Origin of the sequence: Micromonospora globbae, from assembly GCF_036184225.1 — a bacterium.
GTDB classification, from domain to species: Bacteria; Actinomycetota; Actinomycetes; order Mycobacteriales; family Micromonosporaceae; genus Micromonospora; species Micromonospora globbae.
The window spans coordinates 5,488,798-5,511,669 of the sequence record NZ_CP108084.1; the positions used below are offsets into that span (position 1 = coordinate 5,488,798).

Consider the following 22,872-nt stretch of genomic DNA (forward strand, 5'->3'; position numbering starts at 1 on the left):
TCCGCCCTCAGGTCGGGACGCGGCGGGCGTCCGCGTTTACCGGGCGCTCACGGCCCTCATGGCACGGAGGTCGTGCCGCGGCTCAGGCGGGCCCGATCGTAAGCGTGAGGGTGTCCAGCTCCGGTGGCAACGGCCGTCGTACCAGCTCCCGACCCTCGGCGTCGACAAGCACCATCTCGTTCGTCGCCCGATCGCGGTGGAGCAGCCGGTCATTTTCGAGCCACACGTCGTCGTCGGCGAGGGCCGTGCCGACGATCTTCCCGTTGCCGACGTCGACGATCCGGGGACCGTCCTGTCCCTTCACGACCACCAACCGGCCGTCCGGGGACCACGACCACGGGCCGGCGGGATCCCCGGGCACGGGCAGGAAGCGGGTCGGGCGGCCGTCGTCCGGCGAGAAGAGCTGGACGCCGCGCCGGGCGTGGGGCTGGGACTCCGAGGTGGGAGCCGTGGGGTCGGTCTGTTGCAGCACCACGTTCCGGCCGTCCCGCGCCCAGGTGAAGAAGCACCGGTCGGTGCAGTAGTACTTCTTCTGGTCGACGGGGTGGACCCGGTAGCTACCCCCGGCGGTGAGCACACCGAGCGCCAGCTTGCCGGTCGCCTTGTCGAGCACGGTGAGTGCCAGCCGGCGCCCGTCCGGTGACCAGTGCGGCGTCATGATGTGCGGGCCGGTGGACACCCAGCGGACCGCCTCGGTGCGCAGGTCGAGGAGACCGATCTCACCCGGCCGTTCGTAGTCGACGACCGCGGCGACGTGGCCGCTCGGCGGCGCCCACACCTCCTCGTACCGGTCGACCGCGTGGTAGCGGCCACTGTCGCGGTCCAGGACGTACGCCGTCGAGGACGGCGTGCCGGTCGAGCTGGCGCCCGCGAGAACCCAGCCGCCGGGGAGGGTGAGGACCCGCCGGGCCCAGTCGTCACCCGGCGCGGGCTCCGCCGAGGGAACGGGTTCCGGGCCGATGGCGGTGGACGCCGACGGGCCGACGGTGGCGGACGTCGACGGGCCGGGGGCGCCCCCGCCGACGACGGCCGGCGGGTCGGCGCGGAGCCAGGCGTACGGCACGGCCAGGACGACGAGAGTGGCCAGGGCACCGGCGGACGCGGCGGCCCGCCGCCGGCGGCGGAGGGTACGGCCGCGCCGCAGTGCCTCGCCGGCGAGATCGGACGGCAGCCGGGCCTCGTTCGCCAGCTCGTGGACGGCCTGCCGGACCGCGTCCTCGGACCTGCTGGTCACCGCTTCACCTCCGTGACGGTGTCGTCGAGGGCGGGCACGAGCTGCCGGAGCCGGGCCAGGGCCTTCGAGGCGTTGCTCGCCACCGTGCCGACCCGGCAGCCGAGCAGGGCGGCGGTCTGTTCGAGGCTCAGGTCCTCCAGGTAACGCAGCGTCAGGACGGCGCGTTGCCGGGGCGGGAGGGCCAACAGCGCCTCCCGCAGCAGCAGCCGCAGGTCGGTGTCGTCACCGCTGTCGCGTCCCGCGCGTTCCGGCAGTTCGGCGACGGGCACCTCCGGGCGGCGGGCCCGGCGCCGCCATCGGGAGACCTGGTCGTGGTAGAGGATCCGCCGCACGTACGGCTCGGCGTCGCCGCGGATCCGCGGCCACCGGGCGTACGCCTTGGCCAGCGCGTTCTGGAGCAGGTCCTCCGCGCCGTGCTGGTTGCCGGCGAGGGCGTACGCGACGCGCAGCAGGACGTCGCCCCGCTCGTTGACGAAAGCGGTGAACTCCCCGTCGGTTCCCGAAGCCACCCGTCCACCTCCGTTACACAGACGCCGGTCGGGCGCGGATCTTTGCCCCGATCCTCAATCTTTCCGTTGACAAGATGCTGCGGAGGGGCCAATCTTGACACCGACAAGACGGAGGTGTCCCCATGTCCTCGGCAACCCTGACCACCGCCGGCATCCTGTTGATCACCGTGGTGGCCGTCGCGTACGGCGGTCTCACGCTGCTCACCCACCTCGCCCGGCGTCGGGCCGGCTACCTCGACAACCCCGTGCGGCGCGGACTCTGGACGGCCGGTCACGCCCACGCCGGCGTGCTGGTGCTGTTCACCCTCGCCGTGCTGCCCTACATCGACCAGGCCGACGCGTCCGACGGCACCCGCACGCTGATCCGGTCGCTGCTGGTGGCCGCGCCGATCCTGATGCCGCTGGGCTTCTTCCTCTCGGTCGCGCGCCCGCAGGACACCCGGCCCAACAAGCTCATCTGGCTGACCGTCGCCGGAGGCGCCTGCCTGGTCGTCGGGGCGCTGCTGCTCGGGATCACCCTGCTCTGATCCGAGCGGGTGGGAATGTCGGCCGGTCGCGGACAATGAACGGATGCGCTGGACCGTGCTCGACTCCCCGATCGGGGAGTTCTCCGTGGCCACCGACGGCACGAGCGTCTGCGGCACCCACTTCGGCCGGGTCGCCGACGCCGTCGACGAACCGGTCGACGACCTCGGCCGGCAGGCCGTGGCCGAGCTGCGGAGCTACTTCGCGGGCGCGCTCACCGGCTTCACGGTGCCGGTGCGGATCCCGCGCGGTTCGGACTTCGAGCGCGCCGTGTGGCGGGAGATGACGCGCATCCCGTACGGGGAGACGCTCACGTACGGCGAGGTGGCGTCCCTGGTGGGCGACCCGGGCGCCGCCCGGGCGGTCGGGGTGGCGTGCAACCGCAACCCGGTCCCCGTGATCGTGCCCTGTCACCGGATCGTCGGCGCCGGCGGCAAACTGGTCGGCTTCGGCGGCGGCCTGGACCGCAAGGTGCACCTGCTGGAGCTGGAGGCCCGGGTCGCGCTGGAGCACGCCTGGTCCTGACGGCGGCGGCGCCTTCCTCAGTCCGGGGCGGGCAGGCAGCCGCCGTCGGCGATCGGGGCACCGATCTCGACCCTGACCTCGCCCTGCCGGACGCTGCCGAAGACGCACGCGCGCCCGGTCCATCCCGCGAAGAGCAGGCCGTCGCCGGGACCGTTGTCGAGCCGCCCCGGCGAGCGGACGGTGACGGAGGTCAGGCCGGTTCCCTCGACGACCCGGCGCACGGCCGCCTCGTCGGCGTCGTTGCGGCCTCCGGCGGTCAGCAGGTTGAGGTGGCGCGCCACCTCGCCCGCGCAGGCCCGCGCGCCCTCGGCCGCCTCCGGGGCGAGGGTGCCGCGCTGGCGGAAGGCGTCGTTGGCCGCCTGCTGCCGCCGCAGCATCTCCTCGCGCCGCTGCTCCTCACCGAGTGGGGATCGCGACGGCGTCGCCCCGGCCGGCGTGGAGCGGGCGGGAGCGGGCTCGTGTGGCGGGCGGGCGACCACGGGCCCCGGCACCGCGCACCGCGCCTCCGGCACGGGCGGACGAGCCACGGTCGTGGCGGCCGCCGGCTCCTCGGCGGCGTCGGCCGCGGGGCGGGCGTCCGGTGGCGCGCAGGCGACGAGGGCCGGCAGCAGCACCGCCGCGGCGAGCGCGACCGCGGCGGATCCGTGACGCTCGCGCCTCCATTCACCGTTGCCGGCTCGCATGGACAGCCAGGCTACCGGCGTGCCGCCGCGTTCGCGTGACGGCGCGGTGGTGCGTACCGCCCTCCGGGGCCGGGACGCGTCGAGGGCCGGGTCCACACGGACCCGGCCCTCGACGGATGCCGCGGTGAGCGCGTCAGCGCTCGACCTCGCCGGCGATGAACGCCTCCACGGCGGCGTGCGCGTCGTGGTCGGCGTACTGCACCGGCGGGGACTTCATGAAGTACGACGAGGCCGACAGGATCGGGCCACCGATCTTCCGGTCCAGCGCGATCTTCGCGGCGCGGACGGCGTCGATGATGACACCGGCCGAGTTCGGGGAGTCCCACACCTCGAGCTTCAGCTCGGCGTTGAGCGGGGCGTCGCCGAACGAGCGGCCCTCCAGGCGGATGTACGCCCACTTGCGGTCGTCCAGCCACGGCACGTGGTCCGACGGGCCGATGTGCACGTCGCTCTTGACCATCTCGTGCGGGATCTGGGAGGTCACCGACTGGGTCTTCGAGATCTTCTTCGAGACGAGCCGGTTGCGCTCCAGCATGTTCATGAAGTCCATGTTGCCGCCGAAGTTGAGCTGGTACGTGCGCAGCAGCTCGACGCCCCGGTCCTCGAACAGCTTCGCGAGCGCGCGGTGCACGATGGTGGCGCCCACCTGGCTCTTGATGTCGTCGCCGACGATCGGCAGGCCCGCGTCGGTGAACTTCTTGGCCCACACCGGGTCGGAGGCGATGAAGACCGGCAGGGCGTTCACGAACGCGCAGCCGGCGTCGATCGCCGCCTGGGCGTAGAACTTGTCGGCCTCCTCGGAGCCCACCGGCAGGTAGGAGACGACCACGTCGACCTGCGCGTCGCGCAGCGCCTGCGCCACGTCGACCGGCTCGACGTCCGACTCCTCGATGATCTCCCGGTAGTACTGGCCCAGACCGTCGAAGGTCGGGCCGCGCTGCACGGTGACGCCGGTCGGCGGCACGTCGCACAGCTTGATGGTGTTGTTCTCGCTGGCGACGATCGCCTCGGCGAGGTCCATGCCCACCTTCTTGGCGTCCACGTCGAACGCCGCGACGAACTGCACGTCGGAGACGTGGTAGTCGCCGAAGGTGACGTGCATGAGACCCGGGACGCGATCGTTCGGGTCGGCGTTCCGGTAGTACTCGACGCCCTGCACGAGGGACGAGGCGCAGTTACCCACACCGACGATGGCGACGCGGACGGAGCCCATAGCGTCTGCCTCCTTCTTCTTCATCACGGCCGCTCTTTCCTGGACTCTCCAGGCGGGGGCGGGCTGATCTCTTCTCGTCGGCCGCCGGCTGTCCCGGTTTGCGGGACCGTCGGGGCTCGGCCGGAGCGCTCGTTGGCGATGAGCTCCTCCAGCCAGCGGACCTCGCGCTCACAGGCTTCCAGTCCGTGGCGCTGCAGTTCCAGGGTGTACGCGTCGAGGCGCTCGGCCGCCCGGGCCAGCACGTCGCGCAGCCCTTCGCGACGCTCCTCGATCTTGCGGCGGCGACCCTCCAGGATGCGCAGTCGGGTTGCCTGGTCGGTCCGGGCGAAGAACGCGAAGTGCACGCCGAAGCCCGTGTCGTCGTACGTCTCGGGCCCCGCCTGTGCGATGAGCTGGGCGAAGCGTTCCTTGCCCTCCGCGGTGATTTTGTAGACCACCCGACCACGTCGGCTGGTCAGCGCGGGAACCTCCTCGGCGGTGGCAGGTGTCTCGGCAGCTTCGGTGATCCAACCCGCCGCCTGCAACCGGCGCAGGGTCGGGTAGAGCGAGCCGTAGCTGATCGCCGCTCGGATGGCACCGAGCTTGGCGGTCAACTCCTTGCGCAGCTCGTAGCCGTGCATCGGAGACTCCTGCAGCAGGCCGAGGATGGCGAGCTCGAGCACGGGCCACCACCTCTTACCCTCTGCGCGGAGCGATAACCGCCGCGATGTATCGGACCGATACATCGCACGTTAGCGGCTCACCCCCATCAGGGCAAATCCCGAATTCGGGGTCCGGCAACTACGGATAGTCACCCCGGTCGCCTCGTCGGGCCGGACCGCGTACCCTCTTCCGCATGCGTACGCAGCGCCAGGTCGTCGACTACTCGCTCCGGAAGCGAGCGGTGCTGCGTGAGCTCCTGGCGGGTCGGGTCGGCACGTACGACGTCTGCGACGCGTCGCCGTACCTGAAGAACGCCGCTCGGTTCCACGGTGAGCCGACCGACGAGCGCTGCCCGATCTGTCGGAGCGAGAACCTCATCCACGTCCACTACATTTACGGGGACGAACTCAAGCAGTCGGCCGGGCAGGCCCGGACACTGGCGGAGTTGCCGGTGTTGGCGATGACGCTACGTGAGTTCCAGGTCTTCGTGGTGGAGGTGTGCCTCGGCTGTGACTGGAACCATCTCGTCGAGCAGTACCTGCTCGGGCGGGACGGGCTGGCCGAGGGCGGGCCGGAGCACGAGGTGGCGGGCGGCGAGGCCGCCGGCCCGGTACGGCGAAGGCGAGAGGCGCAACGGTGAGGCCGACCCGTCGGACGGGCCCGGCGCGGCGCAGGCTCGCCAGGACGGACGACGAGTGATTGGTCTGAAAGGCCCGATTGATCGGGAAGTGACGTCACGCGAGCGGCACGTACGTGCCGCCCTGACGCGTGAAGAAGCTCACGGCAACCCGGTGGCCGCGCGACGGCGCGCCACCGCGACCGGCAGGGTGTGAGGAATGAACTCGTACGGCGATCCCAGTTCGCGTGGGCGGGCCCAGATCCCGAATCCGAGTGGTGACCTCGGACGGGCGGCGGACGACGCGTACCGCCGCCCCGGCGGCGACGGCTGGTCGGCCCAGGAGGGCTCGGCGTCGGCCGGACGCGCCTCGGTGGCACCCCGCGGTGCCTCCTCGGGCGGGCGGGCCTCGGTCACGCCGCGGGGCGGAGCCGCGAGCGCGGCCCCCGCCGGCTCCGCGTCGGTCGGTTCGGCCTCGGTGGGGCGCGCCGGTTCCGGTCGGGCCTCGGTGCCGGTCTCCCCGGCCGCCGGCGGCGCGGCCGGCCGGGCGAGCGCCGGTAGGGCTTCGGTGCCGGTCTCCCCGGCTGGCCCGGCGGGTCGGGCCACCGTCGGCGCCGCCGCGGTCGGTTCCGCGTCGGCCGGTCGGGCGAGCGTCGGTTCGGCCTCCGTCGGCGGTCGTGCCGCGGTGGCCCGGGCGAGCGTCTCTCCCGTCTCCGGTGGCCCGGGAGGCGCCGGAGGGCCGGGCGGTCCCGGTGGGCCGACCGGCCCGCGACGCGGCCGCCGTGGTCCCGACGACCCGGGCGCCGCCGCGCGGGCGAAGAAGCGCAAGCGGATGAACATCGCCATCGCGAGCTTCGCGGTCTTCATCATGCTCGCCGGTCTCGGCGTCGTCGGCTTCACCTACTACTCGACGAACGTGGTGCTCCCCGAGGAGATCAACCCGCCGCAGGCGACCACGATCTACGACTTCAGCGGCAAGACGATCATCGCGAAGGTCGGCCAGGAGAACCGCACGCTGGTCACCATCAACCAGATCCCGCAGTACGTGCAGGACGCGGTGGCCGCCGCCGAGGACCGCAACTTCTACCGGCACTCCGGTGTGGACTACAAGGGCATCGCCCGCGCCGCCTGGAACAACTTCACGGGCGGGGACAAGCAGGGCGCCTCGACGATCACCCAGCAGTACGCGCGCAACGCGTTCGACAACCTGAAGGACGACACGTACGCCCGGAAGGTGAAGGAGGCGATCTTCGCCTCCAAGCTGAACGACCAGTACTCGAAGCCACAGATCATGCAGCACTACCTCAACGTGATCTACTTCGGGCGGGGCGCGTACGGCATCGAGGCGGCGGCGCAGACCTACTTCGGCAAGCCGATCAGCAAGGTCACCCCGGCCGAGGGCGCGGTGCTCGCCGCACTGATCAAGCAGCCCGAGCCGACCGCCACCCACAAGGGCTACGACCCGGCCATCAACCCCACCGACGCCAAGGCCCGCTGGGACTACGTCATCAACGGCATGATCCAGGAGGGGTGGCTCAACGCGCCGGGCAAGCCGCAGGCGCCCACGGAGTACCCCAGTAAGACGCTCAGGGCCCCGAAGAAGGGCGGCGTCGGCGTCGACTACGGCGTCAACACGCCGTACGGCAACGTCATCAACTACGTCCGGCAGGAGATGCGGGACAAGGGGCTCTGCGTCGACGACGAGACGCAGGTCACCGACGCCAAGCCGCTCTGCTCGCAGGCGCTGATGTCCGGTGGCTACCGGATCCGCACCACGATCGACACGAAGATCCAGAAGGCGGCGCTCGAGGTCGCCCAGCGCAAGACCAAGGGGTCCGAGCTCGCGGGTCAGCCGGCGAACCTGATGGCCGCCGTGGTCGCCATCGACCCGACCAACGGCCGCGTGCTCGCCTACTACGGCGGTGACACCGGCGTGGGCATCGACTACGCCGGCAAGAACACCGACTCCGCCGGGAACCTCTTCGGCGGTCACTCGCCCGGCTCCAGTTTCAAGATCTACACCCTGGCGGCGGCCCTCAAGGCCGGCAAGTCGCTCGAGTCCCGCTGGAAGGGCCGGGCATTCACGCCGAAGGGCACGGAGTTCAAGGTCAGCAACGCCGGCACCGACAACCCGAAGTGCGGAAACAGCTGCACCCTGCGGGAATCCACGTTGCAGTCGCTCAACGTGCCGTTCTACCACGTGACCGAGGACATTGGCCCGGACAAGGTCATCGAGATGGCCCGGGACGCCGGTGTCACCACGATCTGGCGGACCGACACCAACCCGCAGAAGCCCTACGACCTGACCAAGGAGGAGCCGGAGAAGGTCGCCCACCCGAACGGCCCGTTCTTCCACGTGGTCGGCTACGGCCAGTACCCGATCACCGTGCTGGACCACGCCAACGGTGTCGCCACGTTCGCCAACGGCGGCGTCTACAACAAGGCGCACTTCCTCTACTCGGTCGAGAAGCAGGACGAGACGACCGGCAAGTGGAAGAAGATCAGCAGCGAGAAGCTGAACTCCCAGCGCCGGATCGACAAGGACGTCGTGGCCGACGTGACCTCCGTCCTGAAGGACTACCCGGGTCGGGTGCACCACGAGCTCGACGGTGGCCGGCCGGCGGCCTCCAAGACCGGCACCTGGGAGCAGAAGGAAGGCAGCCCGGAGAACGGCGACGCCTGGATGATCGGCTACACGCCGCAGCTCGCCACCGCCGTCTGGGTCGGCAACGTCAAGGAACGCAAGCCGCTGAAGATGAAGGACGGCACGCGGATCAGCGGTAGCAACCTGCCCGGTGAGATCTGGGAACGCTTCATGGACGAGGCGCTCAAGGGCGAGGAGAAGGAGCCCTTCCCGCCCGCGGCGAACATCGGCGACAAGGACTCCGGCAACGGCGAGGCTCCGCCGCCTCCGCCGGAGCAGCAGCAGCCTCCGGGTTGCCCGAACCCGCTGAACCCGTTCTGCCCCCGCGACGGCGACAACGGCGGGAACAACGGCGGTGGCGACAACGGCGGGAACAACGGCGGCGGCGACAACGGTGGCGGCGGGCCCAACAGACGGGACCTGCCCGACGGCATCGGCGGTGGGCTGCTACCGAGCACACCACCGACGTACTACCGCAACTGACGCACTCACCGCCGCTGGCGGCCGGACCACCCGTCCGGCCGCCAGCGGCGTTTCCGGCACCCGTACCGGAGCGGTCCGCGGCGGGGCGCGTCCGCCCTCCGCGCGCCGGGACGGGACGCGGACCCGGGATGTACGGCAGGATGCCTCTTCATGAGCACCCAGTCGACGCCCGACCTCGGCGACGCCGGTAGCACCGACCACCCGTCCCGCTCCGACGGGTTCGTCCGGGGAGTGTCCGGCCTGATCGGCGGCCCGCTCGGCGACCACGCCGTGGCGCTGGACCGCCCGGCCGGACGGGAGCGGCGTTTCTGGACGGCGGCCAGGATCGTGCTGGCCCTCGTCTGCCTGACCCTGGCCCTGCACTGGGTGCAGAAGTCCCCCTGCCAGGACGGCGCCTGGCAGAACAACGTCCAGTACACCCGGTTCTGCTACACCGACGTGCTCGCCCTCTACTACGCCGAGGGGTTGAACGAGGGCAAGGTGCCCTACCGCGACCACCCGGTCGAGTACCCGGTGCTGACCGGGTACTTCATGGGCGCGCTCGGTCTGCCGGTGCACGCGCTCGGCCGCGACGACCCCGGAATCAACCAGGGCATGTGGTTCTACAACCTGAACGCGCTGGTGCTCGGCGCGCTCGCGGTGGCCACCGTCGCGGTGATCCTCGCGCTGCGCCGCCGGAGGCCGTGGGACGCAGCGCTCTTCGCGCTGGCGCCGGCGCTGCTGCTCACCGCCACGGTGAACTGGGACCTGCTCGCCATCGGCCTGGCGGCGTTCGGCCTGCTGGCCTGGGCGAGGCGACGGCCGCTGCTGGCCGGCGCCCTGCTCGGGCTGGCCGGCGCGGCGAAACTCTGGCCGCTGTTCCTGCTCGGTCCGCTGCTGGTGCTCGCCCTGCGGGCGAACCGACTGCGTGCCGCGCTCAGCGCCGTGGCCGCCGCCGTGGTGGCGCTGGTCCTGGTGAACCTGCCGGCCGCCGTGCCGTACCGGGAGAACTGGGACCGCTTCTTCGAGCTGAACAGCAGTCGCCCGATCGACTGGGGCACCCTCTGGTACATCGGCCGCTACCTGGACGGCAAGGTGGGCAACGACCCCGGGCAGTTGGGCCCGTTCGAGTGGCTGAACGCCAACATCCCGACGCTCAACCTGCTCTCGTACGCCCTCTTCGGGCTGGCGTGCCTCGGCGTGGCCGCGCTCGCCCTGCTGGCACCGCGCCGACCCCGTCTCGCCCAGCTCGCGTTCCTGGTGGTCGCGGCCTTCCTGATCTTCAGCAAGGTGTGGTCCCAGCAGTTCGTGCTCTGGCTGCTGCCGCTCGCCGTCCTCGCCCGCCCGCGCTGGGGAGCCTTCCTCGCCTGGCAGGCCGCCGAGGTGTGCTACTTCGCCGCGTTCTACGGCGAACTGCTCGGGGCCTCCACGGGCCGGCCCGTCTTCCCGGAGGGGGTGTTCGTGCTCGCGGCCACCCTGCGGCTGGTCACCGTGGCCGTGCTCTGCGGGCTGATCGTGCGCGACGTCCTGCACCCCGAGCGGGACGCGGTCCGGGCGACCTACGCCGACGACCCGGACGGGGGCGTGCTCGACGGCGCGCCGGACGCCCCGTGGTGGGAGCGGTGGCGGCGGCGCTCGGCGCTGCCGGCCGAGTCGGTGCCGACCGAGTCGCTACCGGCCACCGGCTGAGCCGAGCGCGCCGGCCGCTTCGGTTGAGCCGAGCGCGCCGGCGGCCTGCGTCGGCAGGCTCGTGGGCAGGCCGCTCGGCAGGCCGCTGGGGAGGCTGGTCGGCAGTCCACTCGGAAGGCCGCTCGGCAGATCGGTCGGCAGACCGCTGGGGAGACTGGTCGGAAGGCCGGTCGGCAGGCTCGTCGGCAGATCGGTCGGCTGGCCGGACGGCGTCGGCTGCGGACCCGACGACGAGTCGCCGGGCCAGAGCCGGTAGACGACCGCCGAACCGATCTCCTCCCGGGTGATCCCGAGCGAGTCCACCGGCGTGTCCACCGACATCTCCCACGGCGTGCCCGCGATCTGGTCGCGCAGCAGCACCACGTTGCGTACGCCCAGCGTGCGCAGGTAGTCCACGCTGACCTGGTCGGGGAACGTCTGGGTCACCCGACGGACGTCGTCCAGTTGCCGGGGAGTGAAGCCGCTGCCGCCGTTCACCACGTCCTGGAAGTGGGTCGTGGACCAGAGCATGACGTGCTGGTCGAGGCCCTGGTTGCTCGGCAGGACCAGCATCGGGCCGTCGACGACGCGCATGGCCTCGGGCTGCGCCGGGGCGACCGGGTGGGGTGTGGTGTTCAGCCCCTCCGCCGTCACGAGGAGCAACGGCAGCACACTGGCCAGCCGGAGCCACGGGCCGGGCCAGGACGGGATCCGCTGCGCGGCGAGGTCGTGCACCCGGTCGGTGAGCGCGGTGACCGCGCCCGCCGCCAGCAGGCAGAGCAGCAGCGTGACCCAGAGCATGAGCCGGCCGGGGGTGCGCAGGCCGTTCCAGCCGGGCAGGTGCTCGAAGAGGGGCACGTACGTCCAGGTGCCGCCGAAGAAGCGGGTGCCCATGGCCAGCACCATCGTGCCGAGCACACCGGCGAGCAGCAGGAGGCGGTGCCGCAGCCTCCACACGGAGAAGAAGAGGCCGCCGGCGGCCAGGGCGTAGAGCACGAAGCCGGGCAGCAGGGTCATCTCGGGGTGCCACGGCAGGGCCGCCCGGGCGCCCTCGTGCAGTCCGCCCCAGATCCGCGACTCGGCCGGTGCGGTCACGAAGCCGGACGCGGGCGGCGAGAAGAGCGCGATGTCGCCGACCGACCGCTCGGCGTTCGGGTGCAGTTCGGTCACCCTGAAGTACGGGATGGCCATCAGCAGCCCCACGCCGGCGAAGAGCGCGCCACCCACCAGGTCGGCGATGAACAGCCGGACGCCGAACGGCCGCCGTACGCCGCCGAACCAGCGCCGGACGTACCAGGTGACCGCCGCGACGAGCACGGCCGCGCCGAGGAAGTACGCGAACGGCAGGCCGATCCCGAAGCCGAGGCTGAGCTGCCAGGCCGCCACCAGCCAGCCGGCGTACACCCAGCCGTCGTGCCGGCGCTCGGGCCGGTAACCGTGCCGCAGCGACCAGCCGTGGCCCCGCGCCAGCATGGCGAGCGCCAGCGGGATGCCGCCGTTGGAGAGCACGTGGAGGTGCCCGGCCTGCGCCAGCAGCCACGGCGCGTACGCGTAACCGACCCCGGCCACCGCCGCGCCCATCCGTGCCGAGCCGAGTTGCCGTGCCAGCGCGTACGCCCCGAACGTGGCGAGCGCGTGCGCCAGCACGAACATGATGTTGTAGCGGAGGACGGCGGCCTCGGGACCGGTGCCGATCATGCCGGCCGGCGCGTAGCCGAGCAGCGTGTCGGAGAAGGCGAAGCTCCACGCCTCGGGGAAGAACGAGTTGGACTGCCACAGCTGGGCCGGGTTGGTCAGCAGGATGTGCCCCGACCAGGCCATCTGCCAGGACTGCAGGCTCGGGTCCCAGGTGTCCTGCGGCAGCGTGTAGCGCGGGTAGCGCAGCGTCGGCCACGTCATGAGCACCGCGAGCGCGAGGGAGCCGAGCGCCGCGAGCGTCCACTCGTGAACGAGGGACCGGCCGACCGCCCGCCCGACGCGCCGTACGCGACCGGGTACGGGCTCCGGCGCGGGCCCGAAGGCGGCCCAGGGGTCGGCCGTGGCCTCCCCGTCGGTGCTGGTCTCGTCGGTCCCGCCGGGCTTGCCGTCGGTGGCCGTCTTGTCGGTGTCGGCGACCGTGCCGTCGGTGGTCTTGCCGGTCTCGGTGGCCTTGTCGTCGCCGGTTCTCTCGTCGGTGCTGCCGGACTTGCCGTCGGTCTGGGCGGCCTCGCCGTCGGCGCTCGTTCCAGCGATCACGTCGGGCTTGCGGCCCGGGGTCGTCTCGCCGCTGTCGTGGGGCTTGCGGGCCGCGGTCGTTCCACCGGCCTCGGCGACCGTGGAGTCCGTGCTCGTCCCACCGTTCTCGCCGGCGTTGCGGTCCGCGGTCGTTCCACCGGCCTCGGCGGGCTCGCCGACGGCGGTCGTGTTGTTCCGGGCGGGTATGCCGGCGTCCGGCCCGTCGGTGGCGGGCTTGTCGGCAGCGGCGGCCTTCCCGGTCACCGCGGTCGCCGCGCCGCTCGTCCCAGCCGCGCCGCTCGTCCCGGCCGTGGGTCCGGCGGCTCGGTCGCCCGTCGCGTCGCTCGCGCGCGGCCCATCGACCGTCGCGTCCGCGGTGCCCGCCCCGCCGCCAGCGGGGGGCGTGGCCCCCTCCCGGCGTTCCTGGCTGTTCCCGGCCGGGGCTGGCGCGCCTCCGGCCTCCGACTGTCCGGTCGTCATGCCGCCGGCCGCTCCGTCCCGAGCTGCTCACGAAGGAAGGCGATGTCGGCGGCCTGACCCGTCGCGCCGCCCGGCGTCTCCACGATGACCGGCGCGCCGGCCGCCCGGATCACGGCCACCACCAGCTCGGGGTCGATCGTGCCGCCGCCGAGGTTGTCGTGCCGGTCCTGCCCGGAGCCGAACGCCCCCTTGGAGTTGTTGGCGTGCACCAGGTCGATGCGACCGGTGATCGCCTTGACCCGGTCGACGAGGCCGAGCAGTTCCTCACCGCCGGCGTGGGCGTGGCAGGTGTCCAGGCAGAAGCCCACCTCGAACTCCCCCACGGCGTCCCAGAGCCGGGCGAGCGCGTCCAGCCGTCGCGCGCAGGCGTTGTCGCCGCCGGCCGTGTTCTCGATGAGGACCGGGACGGCGAAGCCGCCGGACTCGGCCGCGTACGCGAAGGTCTTGCGCCAGTTGTCGAACCCCACCGCCAGGTCGTCACCGGCGTTGACGTGCCCGCCGTGGACGATCAGCCCCTTCGCTCCCACCGTGGCGGCCGCCGTGGCGTGGCTCAGCAGGAGCTTGCGGCTCGGGATCCGGATCCGGTTGTTGAGGGTCGCCACGTTGATGACGTACGGCGCGTGCACATAGATCTCGGTCTCGGCGTCGCGCAGCCGCTCGGCGTCCTCCCGGGGCGCTGGCGCCTTCCATCCCTGCGGGTCGGAGAGGAAGAACTGCACGGCGTCGGCTTCACGAGCGGCCGCCTCCGCGAGCGGGTCGGTCGAATCGACGTGGGCTCCGATACGCATGGAGGCGAGCCTACGTCGCGCCTCCGACGCGCGGAACGACGACGGGAGCGAGTTGTGGCCGCGAACGTCACCCGACCTGTCGGCGGTCGTTGATGAGAGGGGAGTGGAGGCACGTCGTCCCTGGCCCGCTCGTCGGCATCGGCGCCGGTCGGGGCTCCGGCCGGGCGGCGGGTGTCATTCCCCGACGCGGGCGCCCTCGTCGTGTGGCCCGATGCGGCGAGGGCCGGCCCGGTACGAACAGGGCGATCACAAAATTCTCAGGAATTTGCGCCATTTCCACCGACAAGTGACGACAGCAGTTGTATCGTCAGGTAACAACACGATAAAGCTCCGCGGGGCGTCTCCGGTCCAACCTCATCGGTGTGGTCGTTCCTCCCCAGGTCCCACCCAAGGAATGCGGACGGGACGCCCCGCGGCCTCGTGGACGGGGGTCCGCTGCCAGCCTGACGGCCGGCGCGGACCCCCGTCGCCGCGTTTCCCGGGGTGCGCCGTGGCTGCGGGCCGGGGACGACGACGCTGTAGAGCCCGGACTGGGAGCGCACCGGCCGGGTCGGTGTGCACGCGACCAGCCGCAGCGTGCACCGGCCCGGGCATGATCGTCCCGACCAGGTATCCTGGCCCGGTTGTCCGCGTCCGGGCGGGTCCCCCCGACCCTGGAGCGGTCCACGACGCACGACCTCCTGCCACGGAAGGACCGTGGCCGCTTAGCCCACAGGAGGTGAGCACGTCTTGCGTCATTACGAAGTCATGGTGATCCTCGACCCCAGCCTCGAGGAGCGCACCGTCGCCCCGTCGCTCGACACGTACCTGAACGTGATCCGGACCGCGGGCGGCTCGGTGGAGAAGACCGACGTGTGGGGCCGCCGGCGCCTCGCGTACGAGATCAACAAGAAGGCCGAGGGCATCTACGCCGTCATCGACCTCCAGGCGACGCCGGAGGCGGTGGCCGAGCTGGACCGTCAGCTGCGACTCAACGAGTCGGTGCTGCGCACCAAGGTCATCCGGCCGGAGATGCGCTGAGGCGCATCCGACCCGGCTCGCCCGGATCAGCCTCATCGACGCTGTCGTACGGCTCTGGGAGCCTGTACGACGAGACGATGAGTGCGCGAGGAGATGGTCATGGCAGGAGACACCACCATCACGGTCATCGGCAACCTCACCGATGACCCCGAGTTGCGGTTCACCCCCTCCGGCGCGGCGGTCGCCAAGTTCCGGGTCGCCTCGACGCCCCGTTTCATGGATCGGGCGTCCGGCGAGTGGAAGGACGGCGAGCCGCTGTTCCTCTCGTGCACCGTCTGGCGCCAGGCCGCCGAGCACGTCGCCGAGTCCCTCCAGCGGGGCACCCGGGTGATCGTGTCCGGCCGGCTGCGGCAGCGGTCCTACGAGACCCGCGAGGGTGAGAAGCGCACCGTCATCGAGCTCGAGGTCGACGAGATCGGCCCGTCGCTGCGCTACGCCACGGCGAAGGTGCAGAAGATGTCCCGCTCCGGCGGCGGTGGCGGCGGCTTCGGTGGCGGTGGTGGCCAGGGCGGCGGAGGCAACTTCGACGACCCGTGGGCCTCGGCCGCGCCCGCCCCCTCGCGTTCCGGTTCGGGCGGCGGAAACTTCGACGACGAGCCCCCGTTCTAATGGCGCCCAGCGCCCGTGATCGCAAACCAGGAGCAAGAGCAATGGCCAAGGCTGCGGCACTTCGCAAGCCGAAGAAGAAGGTGAACCCGCTCGACAAGGACGGGATCACCTACATCGACTACAAGGACACCGCGCTGCTGCGCAAGTTCATCTCCGACCGCGGCAAGATCCGCGCTCGGCGGGTGACCGGCGTGACCTCGCAGCAGCAGCGGCAGATCGCCCGTGCGGTCAAGAACGCCCGCGAGATGGCGCTCCTGCCGTACACGTCCACGACCCGCTGAGAGGAGGCGCCGACATGAAGATCATCCTTACCCAGGAGGTTTCCGGCCTCGGTGCCCCCGGCGACATCGTCGAGGTGAAGGACGGCTACGGCCGTAACTACCTGCTGCCGCAGGGCTTCGCGATCGCCTGGACCAAGGGTGCGGAGAAGCAGGTCAGCCTGATCAAGCGGGCCCGCGCAGCCCGGGAGATCCGCGACCTGGGCCACGCCAACGAGGTGAAGGACCAGCTCGAGGGTCTGAAGGTCAGCCTCAAGGCCCGTGCCGGCGACGGTGGTCGGCTCTTCGGCTCGGTCACCCCGGCCGAGATCGTCGACGCCGTCCGGGCGGCCGGCGGCCCGAGCCTCGACCGGCGTCGGCTGGAGCTGCCCGGTCACATCAAGTCGACCGGTGCCTACCCGGTGCGCATCAAGCTGCACCCCGAGGTGACGGCCTCGTTCAACCTGAACGTCGTCGCCGCCTGACCCGTCACGCACCGACCAGGGCCCGCACCGAGCGATCGGCGCGGGCCCTGGCCGTCTCTGCGGGCGTACGGCCGACCGCCGCTCACCGCCCAGCGCGGCGCGACCTGGGGCGAGCGGCCCCGGGTGCGGTGTGCCGGTGACCGGTGGGCCCTCAGCCCGACGGTGGCCCGCGCCGTGACGGCCGGCGCGGCAACGATCAACCGATCGGTTGCCCGGTCACCACGCTGATGAGCACGGTGGACAGCCCACCGCCCACCACCGCGGAGGCGAGCGCGATCGTGGTGGCGCGCCAGGTCGTCCCGACCCGGCGCAGCAGCGCCGCCACCACGAGACTGCTCGCCAGGGCCAGAGCGAAGCGGGGCGCGCCGGCGACGAGGGAGCCCAGCGCGTGTGCCCGCGGCGAGTCGCAACCACCCCCGGTGATGTCCGTGACGCAGCCAGCCGGAGGCCGCGCGTCGAGCGTCAGGAGCCACGCGAAGATCAGGACCGCGGGGATCAGGTAGCACGCTGCCGTGTAGAGCAGAGGCCGGAGCGGGCCACCCGGATCCGGGTCGAGCAGGTCGTCCTCCAGGCGCCGGGCCCAGGCGGCCGAGTCCAGCGTGTCGAGCCGTCGCCGGACCGCCGGCCGTCCCGTGCCACGAGGCGCGCCGATCGGATCCGCCGGGCGCCGGCCCGCCCCGTAGCCGGCGGGCCTGCCGCGCGGTGCCGCGTACGTGATCGCGGGCGAGCGGGGCGCCGACGTGGGCGGGTCCATCCAGCGCGGGTCGTCGCCCGCGAGTCGCGTGCCTGACCAGAAGCCCTCGTCCCGCCCGGCCCAGTCCCGGCTCTCGTCCGCCCGGTCCCGCCGCGACCGGGGCGGCTCCGTCCGGTCCCACCGGCCGGCGTCGGCGTACCGCTCCCACTGGCCGGTGCTGTCGGACCGCTCCCAGGCCCCCGTGTCGTCGGGCCGCTCCCAGCTTCCGGTGTTGTCCGGCTGCTCCCAGGCCCCGGTGGCGTCCCACCGGTCCGTCCCGCCCGCCGCCGGCCAGGCGTGCACCCCGGACGCGTCCCACGGGTCGACCGCCGGCGGGTACGCGGGAGCTGCTTCCTCCGCGGCGGGTCGGGCCGCCCGGTCCCACGGGTCGGCCGCCGGACGGGACCAGGACTCCTCCACGGGACGGAGAGCGCGTCGCGCGCGTCGCTCGGGCTCCCGGCGGGCCGGCCGCTCGTCGGTGGCGGACGACTCCTCGACTCCCGACCAGATCACCTGGGGACGGGATGAGGACGCCCGCCGAGGGCGGGGCACGACGACCGACCCGGAGACCGGCTCGTCCTCCACCGGGTCGGCACGGCGGCTGCCCACGTACCCCTGCTCCTGTGGACGGTCGAACGTCCACTCGCCGGTGTGGTCCGACCCCGGGCCGCCGGCGGCCGGCAGCTCCTGCCAGGCGGTCGCGCGGGCCTCGTCCCCACCGCCGGTCGTCTCGACGGCACGCCGGCCACCACCCGAGCGGGGCCGGACCACCTCGTCGTCGTCATCCGGCGCGGCGTGTCGCCCGCCGCCGTCGGCGCGCCGGACGCCGGACTCCAGCGCCCACCGCGGCAGGTAGGCGTCGACGGGCTCCTCCTGCTCCCGCTCCCACGACCGCCAGCGGCCCGGCGCGCGCCGCGGCTCGTCGGGAACCTGGGGGTCGACCGGATCGGCATCGGGCGGGCTCCACGAGGCGGTCGACCGACGTGCGCGCGGGCCACCCTCCCCGCGTCCCCAGTCCCGGTAACTCACGGCCGGAGCGTGACCCTTCTCAACCGATGGCGCAATCCGCTGTCCAGGTGTAGCCGTTCGCTGGAGATAGTACGGGACGAAGGACGCGCCGACCCCACCGAAAAGTTTCCCTCCACAGCCTGGGGATCGCGTTATCCCAGCTCAGAGCGGGTGTGCCCGCGAATTCCCCAGTGGTTGTCCACAGCCTGTGCACACCCTGCGCACATCCCTGTGCACCGGCGTCCACAGGTTGTCCCGAGGCTCGTCCACCGCCGATGTTGAGTCCCTGAACTCGGGTTTCGTATGGTGGGCCCCCGACCGCCCGCCGATGACCCCCGATCGACCGGTCCGGTCACCACGAATGTCGCACCCGGACGGTAGAGCTGGGGGCGAGGATCCGACGCATCGGAGGGGGGACCGTGTCGGTCACCGACGACATGCGGGCGGAGCCGCGCGCCGGAGGGCAGCCGCCCGCGCCCGCGCAGCGTGACGGCCAGTTCGAGCGCACCCCACCGCAGGACATCGCCGCCGAGCAGTGCGTGCTCGGAGGCATGCTGCTCTCGAAGGACGCCATCGCCGACGTCGTCGAGATCCTCAAGAGCAACGACTTCTACCGGCCGGTGCACGCCACCATCTTCGACGCCATCCTCGAGATCTACGGCCGGGGCGAACCCGCCGACCCGATCACGGTGGCGGCCGCCCTCGCCGACTCCGGCGACCTGGCGCGCGTCGGCGGCGCGCCCTACCTGCACACCCTCATCGCCAGCGTGCCGACCGCGGCCAACGCCGCGTACTACGCGCGGATCGTGAGCGAGCGCGCGATCCTCCGCCGGCTCGTGGAGGCCGGCACGAAGATCGTGCAGCTCGGCTACGGCACGGCTAACGGCGGCAGCCGCGACGTGGACGACATCGTCGACCTCGCCCAGCAGGCCGTCTACGACGTGACCGAGCGCCGGGTCAGCGAGGACTTCGCCGTCCTGGCCGACATGCTCCAGCCGACCCTCGACGAGATCGAGGCGGTGGGCGCACAGGGCGGCGTGATGACCGGTGTGCCGACCGGCTTCACCGACCTGGACCGCCTGCTCAACGGTCTGCACCCGGGGCAGCTGGTGATCGTGGCGGGCCGGCCGGGTCTCGGGAAGGCGCTCGCGCTGGACACCCCTCTCCCGACTCCCGACGGCTGGACCACGATGGGAGAGGTCAAGGTCGGCGACCAGCTGCTGGCGGCGGACGGCACTCCGACGACGGTCACACACGCATTCGACGTCAGGTACGACCGTCCGTGCTACGAGGTCGAGTTCTCGGACGGCACCGTCATCGTGGCGGACGCGGAGCACCTCTGGAAGACGACGACGCGGGCGAGCCGACGGCAGGGCCCAGGGAGGGCACGACGTCACTGGCCCGAGTCGAAGCTGGCCAGGGTCCGAGCGGCGTACGACGCGGCGCTCGACGCCGACGGCGATCAGGCGATCACGTTCGCTCAGGCGCTCGACCGGGTCGGTCCGGAGTTCCGGCACGTCCTGCGCACCGCCGCCACAGGGGTGGGCTCCATCGGCAGGATCAGCCGGCCGGTCATCCGCTCCGGCACGGTGCGGAACTGGACGGCACCCGGATACCCCGAGCGTCCGCTGTTGGCCGCCGTGCTCGAACGGACCGAGCACCACGTGAGCGCGGGCACCCGGGCTGGCCACGACGGCGTCGTCACCACCGCCGAGATCGCCGCCACGCTGCGCACCGACACCGCGGACCGGCGGCTCAACCACGCTGTCCGCAACTGCGCACCGCTGCAACTGCCGGAGCGGGACCTGCCGGTGCCGCCGTACACACTCGGGGTCTGGCTCGGTGACGGGCACACGGGCGCGAGCCGGTTCACCACAGCTGACCCGGAGTTGGTCGCGTACGTGGAGGCGGACGGTTTCACCGTCCGTCCCAGCGGGCCGATGGTCTACACCATCCTGCCGCCCGAGCCGATCACTCCGTCGGCGGCCGGGCGCTGCGTGGACTGCGGTCGCTCCACGCGAGCGTTGCGGGAGAACCGGGCGACACGACGGTGCACAGAGTGTCACGCCCGCAACGGTTCGCTGGTCGGTCTGCTCCGCCAGGCTGGGGTCGCCGACGAGAAGTACATTCCCGCGGTGTACCTACGCGCGTCCGAGGCTCAACGCCGGGCGCTGCTCGCGGGGTTGATGGACACCGACGGAACGGTCGCGCCCACCGGCAACCTGCAGTACACGTCAACCTCCGAGCGACTTGCCAACGACGTACGCGAACTGGTGGTCAGCCTCGGCTACCGCTGTACGGTCACCACGAAGCCGGTGCGGGGGCGGACGGCGAGGTCGTCCACGGCCTACACGCTGAACTTCTCCACGCCGGACCCTGTCTTCCGCCTCGAGCGGAAGCGGGCCGCACACCGTGCACGCCGGCGAACGACGTCTGACGTCCGAACGGCCTCCCGGTTCATCGTCGACGTGCGTCCGGTGCCGAGCGTGCCGGTCCGGTGCGTCACCGTCGACAACCCCGAGCACCTCTACCTGGCCAGTCGCGCGATGATCCCCACCCACAACAGCACGGTGAGCATGGACTTCGCGCGGAACGCGGCGATCCGCGCCAACCAGGCCTCCGCCATCTTCTCCCTGGAGATGAGCAAGGTCGAGATCGTCATGCGTCTGCTCTCGGCCGAGGCGCGGGTCCCGCTGCACGTACTCCGCAGCGGGCAGCTCTCCGACGACGACTGGACGAAGCTGGCCCGCTGCATGGGTGAGATCAGCGAGGCGCCGCTCTTCGTCGACGACACGCCGAGCATGAACCTCATGGAGATCCGGGCGAAGGCGCGCCGGCTCAAGCAGCGGCACGACCTCAAGCTGGTCGTCGTGGACTACCTCCAGCTGATGACCTCGCCGAAGCGCACCGAGAGCCGCCAGCAGGAGGTCGCGGACCTGTCCCGTGGTCTCAAGCTGCTGGCCAAGGAGATCGAGTGCCCGGTGATCGCGGTCAGCCAGCTGAACCGCGGGCCCGAGCAGCGTACGGACAAGCGGCCACAATTGTCTGACCTGCGTGAGTCGGGCTGCCTTACGGCGGAGACGAGGGTGCTGCGTGCTGACAACAACACCGAGGTGACGCTCGGTGAACTACTTGCCAGCGGAGCGAGGGACGTCCCGGTGTGGGCGCTGGACGAGGGGCTGCGTTACACCCCGCGCACGATGACCCATGCCTTCCCCAGCGGTAGGCGCGAGGTCTTCCGGATGACGCTCGCCTCGGGCAAGTGGATCGACGCCACGGCCAATCACCCGTTCCTCACGTTCGCCGGCTGGATGCCTCTGGGGGATCTTGCGCCCGGTGCCAGGATCGCCACACCCCGTCACGTGCCGCCCCCACTGGCTGTCCGGCCGTGGGCGGCGCCGGAGGTCGTGCTGCTGGCGCACCTGCTGGGCGATGGTTCCTTCGTACGGCGACAACCGATCCGGTACGCCAGCCGCGACGAAGCGAACCTCATGGCGGTGACGGAGGCTGCCAAGCACTTCGGAGTTTCGGCGGTACGCGACGAGTACGAGGCTGCGCGGGTGGTCACGCTACGGCTGCCCGCCCCCTATCGGCTCGCCCGGGGTCGCCGAAACCCGATCGCCGAGTGGTTGGACGGCTTGGGGCTCTTCGGTCTCCGCTCACATGAGAAGTTCGTTCCGGCGCCCGTCTTCGCTCTGCCGAAGGAGCAGATCACGCTGTTCCTGCGGCATCTGTGGGCGACCGATGGTTCGGTCCATGTCAACAAGTCGGGGCGCGGTGGGCGAATCTACTACTCGTCCACGAGCCGACGGATGCTGGAGGATGTCTCCCGGCTTCTGTTGAGGTACGGCATCACGGGCCGGCTCAAGACCGTGTGCACGGCCAACCACCGCACGCAGTACACGCTCGACATTTCGGGGCGGGACGACCAGCTGCGGTTCCTGCGGGAGGTCGGAGTGCACGGGGACCGGGCGAGGAACTGTACGGAACTCCTCGCCTCGCTCGAGGGCATGAAGAGCAACCCCAACGTCGACACCGTGCCACGCGAGGTGTGGACCAGGGTCCGGGAGGTTCTGGCAGAGCGTCGCATGAGCCATCGCGAGTTCGCGGCGGCCGTCGACACCCAGTTCTGCGGGAGCGCGCTGTGGAAACACGCTCCGAGTCGGTCGAGGCTGGCCAAGATCGCAGCTGTCCTCGATGACGCCGATCTTGAGCTGCATGCGACGAACGACATCTTCTGGGACGAGATCGTGTCGATCGAATCGCTTGGCGAGCAGGAAGTCTTCGACGCCACCGTTCTCGGGACACACAATTTCATCGCGAACGGCATCGCCACCCACAACTCGATCGAGCAGGACGCCGACGTCGTCATCCTCCTTCACCGCGACGACTACTACGACAAGGAGTCCCCGCGCGCCGGGGAGGCGGACTTCATCGTCGCCAAGCACCGGAACGGCCCGACCGACACCATCACGGTCGCCGCGCAGCTGCACCTGTCCCGCTTCGTCGACATGGCGGTCGTCTGAGCGCCACGGCGGAACGGCGACCGGCCGGGTG

General features: G+C 71.7%; 19 protein-coding genes. 10 read left to right on the forward strand and 9 right to left on the reverse strand.

Translation table 11 applies throughout. The annotated features are described in order from the left end of the window. Positions 1–82: 82 nt before the first annotated feature. Both OG994_RS24855 and OG994_RS24860 read right to left on the reverse strand, forming a co-directional pair. On the reverse strand, positions 83–1,234 hold the full coding sequence (locus OG994_RS24855) for a hypothetical protein (RefSeq protein ID WP_328851138.1): 1,152 nt from the start codon (positions 1,232–1,234) through the stop codon (positions 83–85). Next, positions 1,231–1,743 carry a SigE family RNA polymerase sigma factor gene (locus tag OG994_RS24860; RefSeq protein ID WP_120328331.1) on the reverse strand — a complete coding sequence of 171 codons (513 nt, stop codon included), beginning with the start codon at positions 1,741–1,743 and terminating at the stop codon, positions 1,231–1,233. The genes OG994_RS24855 and OG994_RS24860 overlap by 4 nt, the downstream gene beginning before the upstream one ends. Before the next feature lie 122 nt (positions 1,744–1,865). Here OG994_RS24860 and OG994_RS24865 point away from each other — a divergent pair, with 122 nt between their 5' ends. Beyond that, a complete protein-coding gene (locus tag OG994_RS24865; protein WP_120328332.1) occupies positions 1,866–2,270 on the forward strand; it encodes a hypothetical protein in 405 nt (134 codons plus the stop codon). A gap of 43 nt (positions 2,271–2,313) precedes the next feature. Next, complete coding sequence (locus OG994_RS24870; protein WP_120328333.1) at positions 2,314–2,793, forward strand: methylated-DNA--[protein]-cysteine S-methyltransferase; 480 nt, start codon at positions 2,314–2,316, stop codon at positions 2,791–2,793. A gap of 17 nt (positions 2,794–2,810) precedes the next feature. Here the strand turns inward: OG994_RS24870 and OG994_RS24875 are convergent, their stop codons facing one another. The 3 genes from OG994_RS24875 to OG994_RS24885 form a co-directional block, all read right to left on the reverse strand. Beyond that, positions 2,811–3,476: a hypothetical protein gene (locus OG994_RS24875; RefSeq protein WP_328851139.1), complete on the reverse strand. Its 666-nt coding sequence runs from the start codon at positions 3,474–3,476 to the stop codon at positions 2,811–2,813. 133 nt (positions 3,477–3,609) lie between these two features. Next, positions 3,610–4,689 carry an inositol-3-phosphate synthase gene (locus OG994_RS24880; protein WP_120328335.1) on the reverse strand — a complete coding sequence of 360 codons (1,080 nt, stop codon included), beginning with the start codon at positions 4,687–4,689 and terminating at the stop codon, positions 3,610–3,612. A 23-nt stretch (positions 4,690–4,712) separates the two neighbouring features. Beyond that, on the reverse strand, positions 4,713–5,351 hold the full coding sequence (locus OG994_RS24885) for a PadR family transcriptional regulator (protein WP_120328336.1): 639 nt from the start codon (positions 5,349–5,351) through the stop codon (positions 4,713–4,715). Positions 5,352–5,524: 173 nt separating this feature from the next. On the opposite strand from OG994_RS24885, the gene OG994_RS24890 reads away from it, so the two are divergent. Then, entirely contained in the window at positions 5,525–5,971 is a 447-nt protein-coding gene (locus OG994_RS24890) for a DUF5318 domain-containing protein (RefSeq protein WP_120328337.1), read from the forward strand. 138 nt (positions 5,972–6,109) lie between these two features. Here the strand turns inward: OG994_RS24890 and OG994_RS31620 are convergent, their stop codons facing one another. Then, positions 6,110–6,553, reverse strand: a complete 444-nt coding sequence (locus OG994_RS31620) for a hypothetical protein (protein ID WP_396843769.1) — start codon at positions 6,551–6,553, stop codon at positions 6,110–6,112. A gap of 226 nt (positions 6,554–6,779) precedes the next feature. Between OG994_RS31620 and OG994_RS24895 the strand changes: the two genes are divergently transcribed. Beyond that, the gene (locus OG994_RS24895; RefSeq protein ID WP_407942546.1) at positions 6,780–9,074 is read left to right on the forward strand and encodes a transglycosylase domain-containing protein; all 2,295 of its coding nucleotides are present in this window, start codon (positions 6,780–6,782) and stop codon (positions 9,072–9,074) included. Between the two features lie 150 nt (positions 9,075–9,224). Continuing rightward, positions 9,225–10,742, forward strand: coding sequence for a glycosyltransferase family 87 protein (locus OG994_RS24900; protein WP_120328339.1), 1,518 nt, complete (start codon positions 9,225–9,227; stop codon positions 10,740–10,742). On the opposite strand, the gene OG994_RS24905 is transcribed toward OG994_RS24900, so the two are convergent. Both OG994_RS24905 and OG994_RS24910 read right to left on the reverse strand, forming a co-directional pair. Then, the gene (locus tag OG994_RS24905; protein ID WP_407942618.1) at positions 10,725–13,142 is read right to left on the reverse strand and encodes a hypothetical protein; all 2,418 of its coding nucleotides are present in this window, start codon (positions 13,140–13,142) and stop codon (positions 10,725–10,727) included. The two genes, OG994_RS24900 and OG994_RS24905, sit on opposite strands and share 18 nt — an antisense overlap. A gap of 269 nt (positions 13,143–13,411) precedes the next feature. Further along, entirely contained in the window at positions 13,412–14,203 is a 792-nt protein-coding gene (locus OG994_RS24910; RefSeq protein ID WP_120328340.1) for a deoxyribonuclease IV, read from the reverse strand. A gap of 729 nt (positions 14,204–14,932) precedes the next feature. Between OG994_RS24910 and rpsF the strand changes: the two genes are divergently transcribed. The 4 genes from rpsF (at position 14,933) to rplI (ending at position 16,574) form a co-directional block, all read left to right on the forward strand. Beyond that, on the forward strand, positions 14,933–15,223 hold the full coding sequence (gene rpsF / locus OG994_RS24915) for a 30S ribosomal protein S6 (protein WP_120328341.1): 291 nt from the start codon (positions 14,933–14,935) through the stop codon (positions 15,221–15,223). 81 nt (positions 15,224–15,304) lie between these two features. After that, the gene (locus OG994_RS24920; RefSeq protein WP_192902119.1) at positions 15,305–15,832 is read left to right on the forward strand and encodes a single-stranded DNA-binding protein; all 528 of its coding nucleotides are present in this window, start codon (positions 15,305–15,307) and stop codon (positions 15,830–15,832) included. 41 nt (positions 15,833–15,873) lie between these two features. Continuing rightward, positions 15,874–16,113: a 30S ribosomal protein S18 gene (gene rpsR / locus OG994_RS24925; protein WP_120328342.1), complete on the forward strand. Its 240-nt coding sequence runs from the start codon at positions 15,874–15,876 to the stop codon at positions 16,111–16,113. Between the two features lie 14 nt (positions 16,114–16,127). Continuing rightward, the gene (gene rplI, locus OG994_RS24930; protein WP_120328343.1) at positions 16,128–16,574 is read left to right on the forward strand and encodes a 50S ribosomal protein L9; all 447 of its coding nucleotides are present in this window, start codon (positions 16,128–16,130) and stop codon (positions 16,572–16,574) included. Between the two features lie 196 nt (positions 16,575–16,770). Here the strand turns inward: rplI and OG994_RS24935 are convergent, their stop codons facing one another. Further along, on the reverse strand, positions 16,771–18,336 hold the full coding sequence (locus OG994_RS24935) for a hypothetical protein (RefSeq protein ID WP_328851142.1): 1,566 nt from the start codon (positions 18,334–18,336) through the stop codon (positions 16,771–16,773). Positions 18,337–18,866: 530 nt separating this feature from the next. Here OG994_RS24935 and OG994_RS24940 point away from each other — a divergent pair. Next, a complete protein-coding gene (locus OG994_RS24940) occupies positions 18,867–22,841 on the forward strand; it encodes a replicative DNA helicase (protein WP_396843843.1) in 3,975 nt (1,324 codons plus the stop codon). The last annotated feature ends 31 nt before the right edge of the window (positions 22,842–22,872 follow it).